General features: G+C 65.5%; 5 protein-coding genes. All 5 read right to left on the reverse strand.

The features are described 5' to 3' along the window. Positions 1 to 307 precede the first annotated feature (307 nt). From accD to truA, 5 genes are read right to left on the reverse strand one after another with little or no spacing between them, the layout of a single operon-like run. On the reverse strand, positions 308 to 1,186 hold the full coding sequence (gene accD / locus AC1DT2_RS16245) for an acetyl-CoA carboxylase, carboxyltransferase subunit beta (RefSeq protein ID WP_213948132.1): 879 nt from the start codon (positions 1,184 to 1,186) through the stop codon (positions 308 to 310). Between the two features lie 37 nt (positions 1,187 to 1,223). Next, on the reverse strand, positions 1,224 to 2,024 hold the full coding sequence (gene trpA, locus AC1DT2_RS16250) for a tryptophan synthase subunit alpha (protein ID WP_477297447.1): 801 nt from the start codon (positions 2,022 to 2,024) through the stop codon (positions 1,224 to 1,226). Then, positions 2,024 to 3,235, reverse strand: coding sequence for a tryptophan synthase subunit beta (gene trpB / locus AC1DT2_RS16255; RefSeq protein WP_477297449.1), 1,212 nt, complete (start codon positions 3,233 to 3,235; stop codon positions 2,024 to 2,026). The genes trpA and trpB overlap by 1 nt, the downstream gene beginning before the upstream one ends. 10 nt (positions 3,236 to 3,245) lie before the next feature. Continuing rightward, positions 3,246 to 3,857, reverse strand: a complete 612-nt coding sequence (locus AC1DT2_RS16260; protein ID WP_477297450.1) for a phosphoribosylanthranilate isomerase — start codon at positions 3,855 to 3,857, stop codon at positions 3,246 to 3,248. Continuing rightward, positions 3,854 to 4,621, reverse strand: coding sequence for a tRNA pseudouridine(38-40) synthase TruA (gene truA, locus AC1DT2_RS16265; RefSeq protein ID WP_213948129.1), 768 nt, complete (start codon positions 4,619 to 4,621; stop codon positions 3,854 to 3,856). Before truA ends, AC1DT2_RS16260 begins: the two co-directional genes overlap by 4 nt. Between the last annotated feature and the right edge of the window lie 15 nt (positions 4,622 to 4,636).

Below are 4,636 nucleotides of genomic sequence, written 5' to 3' on the forward strand. Positions count from 1 at the left end.
GCCTTTCCTTCTCGAACGCGGAGGACGTGTCTGAGCAGCGAGGGTGGGCACCAAGGTCTCCCCGCGAAACGCTCAAGTGTAGAGAGCGATGGCAACGCCGAGCCCGCGAGGCCGAAGGCGAGCCACGTGCTACGTGCGAGGTGACGAAGCATGCTCGGCCTGAAAGCCGAGCGCTCGGGCCCCGGTAATCCGCGAAGAACCAAAAAAAAGCCCGACCTGAGTCGGGCTTGCTTGCTCCGCGATAACACGCTGTCACGGCGAAAGGTTTCGGCAACGTGGATATCGCCGCTGAAGCGGCTCCCACATATCACGCCGCGGCGCGCGGCGCCTTCTGCATGATGCCGAGCATCGCGCCGAGCTTGTCGCGCATTTCGCGGCGGTCGACGATAACGTCGATGGCGCCGTGCTCGACCAGGAAGTCGGGACGCTGGAAGCCTTCCGGCAGGGTCTCGCGAACGGTCTGCTCGATGACGCGCGGACCGGCGAAGCCGATAAGCGCCTTCGGCTCAGCCACGTTGATGTCACCCAGCATGCCCAGGCTTGCGGAGACGCCACCGGTGGTCGGATGCGTGAGCACCGAGATGTACGGCACGCCAGCGTCGCGCATCCGTGCCAGGGCGGCCGAGGTCTTCGCCATCTGCATCAGCGAGAACAGGCCTTCCTGCATGCGCGCGCCACCCGTGGCGGCGAAGCAGACCAAGGCACTCTTGTCGGCCAGGGCGCGCTCAGCGGCACGGGCGAACTTCTCGCCGACCACCGAACCCATCGAGCCGCCCATGAAGGCGAATTCGAAGGCCACCGACACCACCGGGCGATCCAGCAGGCGGCCGGACATCGCGATAAGCGCGTCTTTCTCGCCCGTCGCCTTCTGCGCAGCAGCGACGCGGTCCTTGTACTTTTTCTGGTCCTTGAACTTCAGCGCATCGACCGCTTCCATCTTCGGCCAGAGCTCGGTGGTGCTGCCCTCATCGAAGAAGGCATTCAGACGAACACGCGCACTGATCGCGTGGTGGTGACCGCACTTCGGGCACACCATCAGCGACTTTTCCAACTCCGGCTTGTAAAGGACGGTGCCGCAACCGGCGCACTTTTCCCACACGCCCTCGGGCACCTTGCCCTTGTTGTCGCCGGCCGCGCGCTGCTGCGCGCGGGTCTTCGGCGTCATGATTTTCTGCAGCCAGTTCATGGTTCTCTCCGTGTATCTGTTCTAACCCAACGGCCGTTCAGCGCGCGTCGAGCGCAGCGCGGATCGGCGCGAGGAAATCGTGTGCCCTGCCGGCGAGATCGTCCGCCGAGGTCGCGCCGGAGAGGCGATCGACCAGGGCGCTGCCGATGACCACGGCGTYGGCAAAGGCGCCAATCGCCACGGCGCTTGCCGCGTCGCGAACACCAAAACCGACGGCCACCGGAGCCTTCGACCGGGCCCGGATGCCCGCCACGCGCTCGGCGATGTCGCCGGTGCTCAGCTGGGCCGCGCCGGTGATGCCAGCGAACGACACATAATACAGGAACCCCGAAGCCGCCTCGCTCAGGGCGGCCAGGCGCGTCTCGGTAGTGGTCGGCGAGGCCAGCAGGATCTGGTCGAGACCCACCGCACGGAGCGGCGCGAGCACGTGCGACTCCTCGAGCGGACAATCCACCATAAGGACGCCATCGACGCCCTTCTCTATGGCATCTTCGGCGAACTCCTCATAACCGTACATTTCGACCGGATTGAGATAGCCCATCAGAACGATCGGTGTTTCATCGTCGGTCTCACGGAATGCTGCGACCCAGGCAAGCACGTTGTGCAACCCGACGCCTTTGCCGATAGCACGCTCACTCGCGTGCTGGATCACCGGGCCATCGGCCATGGGGTCGGAAAACGGTACCCCCAGCTCGATCACGTCGGCGCCGGCGGCAACCAGGGCGTGCAACATCGGCACGACGGCATCGGGCAGTGGATCTCCCGCGGTGACGAAAGGAATCAGACCGGTGCGACCGGCGGCCTTCAGCGCCGCGAAACGGCGATCGATGCGGCTCATCAGAGTTCGATTCCTTCACGCTCGGCGATCGTGTGCACGTCCTTGTCGCCACGACCGGAAAGATTGACGAGCACCAGGCCGTCCTTGGGCAGTTCACGCGCGAGCTTGATGCCCTGGGCGATGGCGTGGCTCGACTCCAACGCGGCGAGGATGCCCTCGGTGCGCGCCAGCAGGTGGAAGGCCTCCAGCGCTTCGTCGTCGGTGATGCCGACGTACTCGGCACGGCCGGCGTCTTTCAGGAAGGCATGCTCGGGACCGACGCCCGGATAGTCCAGGCCGGCGGAGACGGAATGCGTCTCGACGATCTGTCCATTGGCATCCGACAGCACGTAGGTGCGGTTACCGTGCAGCACGCCCGGCTTGCCCGCAGCGAGCGAGGCGGCATGCCGACCGGTTTCGATGCCATCACCCGCAGCCTCAGCGCCCACGATGCGCACATCGCGGTCGTTGAGGAAGGCGTGAAACAGGCCGATCGCGTTCGATCCGCCACCGACACACGCCGTGATCACGTCCGGCAGGCGACCGAACTGCTCGAGTACCTGCTCGCGCGCTTCGCGCCCGACGATGGCATTGAAGTCTCGAACCATCTGCGGATACGGATGCGGACCGGCCACCGTGCCGATGATGTAGAAGGTGTCCTCGACGTTGGTGACCCAGTCGCGCATCGCTTCGTTGAGCGCATCTTTCAGCGTCTTCGAGCCTGACGTGACGGGCACCACGTCGGCGCCGAGCAGACGCATGCGGTAGACGTTGATTTTCTGGCGCTCGATGTCCACGGCGCCCATGTAGACCACGCACTTCAGGCCCATGCGCGCGGCAACCGTCGCGCTGGCCACGCCGTGCTGACCGGCACCGGTCTCGGCGATGATCCGGGTCTTTCCCATGTGCCGGGCCACAAGCGCCTGGCCCACCGTGTTGTTGATCTTGTGCGCGCCCGTATGGTTCAGGTCTTCACGCTTGAGCAGGATGCGCGCGCCGCCGACATGCGCGGAAAGGCGCTCAGCGTGATACACCGGGCTGGGACGACCGACGTAGTACTTGAGGTCGCGATCGAGCTCGGCGATGAAAGCGGGATCCTTCCGCAACTTCTCATAAGCAGCGGTCAGTTCGGCGAGTGGCTCCATGAGCGTCTCAGCCACGTAGATGCCGCCGTAAGCCCCGAAGCGACCATGTGCATCCGGGTAGGCGTGGAAATCCGCAATCTCGGTCATTGCCTTCTCGTTATCTTCGTACAGCAGAAATGAAGCGTTCCATCTTAGCCCGATCCTTAATGCCGGGCGACGACTCGATCCCACTGGAGACATCCACCGCCCAGGGCCGCGCCACGCGAATGGCCTCCGCCACGTTGTCGGCATCCAGGCCACCGGCCAGGATCAGCGGCTGCGCAAGATCCTTCGGCATGAGCGACCAGTCGAAGCGCTGGCCGCTGCCGCCCTGCTCGCCAAGGCCGTGGCCGTCGAGGAGCAGACCGGCCGCCCGTGGGAACTGCCGGAGGCGTTGAAGGGCGCCCTCGCCCTCGCCCATGGCGATGGCCTTCGTGTAGCGCACACCAAACGCAGCGCATGCCTCGTCGGTTTCGCCACCGTGGAACTGAAGCATGTCCGGACGCAGCACGCGCAGCACTTCGTCGATATACGCAGGATCATCGTCCATCACCAGCGCCACGCTCGTGATGTAGGGAGGCAGGGCGTCGCGCAGGCGCGCGGCGGCAGTCGGCTCGATGTATCGCTTGCTCCGGCGGGTCATGACGAAACCGATGGCATCGACGCCCAGCCGCGCGGCCAGCTCGACATCCTCGAGCCGGGTAAGGCCGCAGAACTTGATCCGGGTCATAGCGTCACTTCCGCCGGCAGGCCCCAATGGGATTCGTAGAGAGGGCCGATAAACGTCAGGCCTTCGGCAGGCGCCGTCGCACCGGCCACCTCACGGTTGCGGCCGGCGAGCAGTTCGGCCATCCAGCCGGCGTCCTGCTCGCCACGACCGATCGGCAGCAGCGAGCCGACGATATTGCGGACCATGTGGTGCAGGAAGGCATTCGCCTCGATCTCCACCACGACATGGATGTCTTCGCGAAACACGCGGATCGAACGCACGTTGCGGCGCGCATGCACGGCCTGGCAGGAAATGGCCCGAAATGCGGAAAAGTCGTGCTCGCCGACGATCGCCTGTGCCGCCTCGTTCATTGCTTCGGCGTCGAGCTGGCGCCGCTCCCAGGCGACGAAACGCGCATCGAGCGCAGGCCGGACGAAACGCGGCAGGATGCGGTAGCGATAACGGCGCCCGCGCGCGGAAAAACGCGCGTGGAAATCGTCCGGGACCGGCTGGGCCCAGGTGACTGCCACCGAATGCGGCAGATTGGAACAGGCGCCGAGAATCCAGCCGCGCAGGTCGCGAACCACGTCGGTGTCGAAGTGCACGACCTGGCAACGGCCGTGCACGCCCGCGTCGGTGCGGCCGGCGGCGGTCACCTCGATCGGGGTATGGGCGACGAAGCTGAGCGCCCGCTCCAGCGAACCCTGGACGGTCTTCGCGTGACTCAGCCGCTGCCAGCCAAGGAAGTCGGTGCCGTCGTATTCGACGCCAAGGGCAATACGCATGGGGCGGTTCGGTAC

Source organism: Luteibacter sp. P4_E6, assembly GCF_056401535.1.

Coding starts and splice junctions, on each gene's coding strand:
- accD (WP_213948132.1), bottom strand. CDS start 1,186: ATGAACTGGCTGCAGAAAATCATGACGCCGAAGACCCGCGCGCAGCAG.
- trpB (WP_477297449.1), bottom strand. CDS start 3,235: ATGACCGAGATTGCGGATTTCCACGCCTACCCGGATGCACATGGTCGC.
- AC1DT2_RS16260 (WP_477297450.1), bottom strand. CDS start 3,857: ATGACCCGGATCAAGTTCTGCGGCCTTACCCGGCTCGAGGATGTCGAG.
- truA (WP_213948129.1), bottom strand. CDS start 4,621: ATGCGTATTGCCCTTGGCGTCGAATACGACGGCACCGACTTCCTTGGC.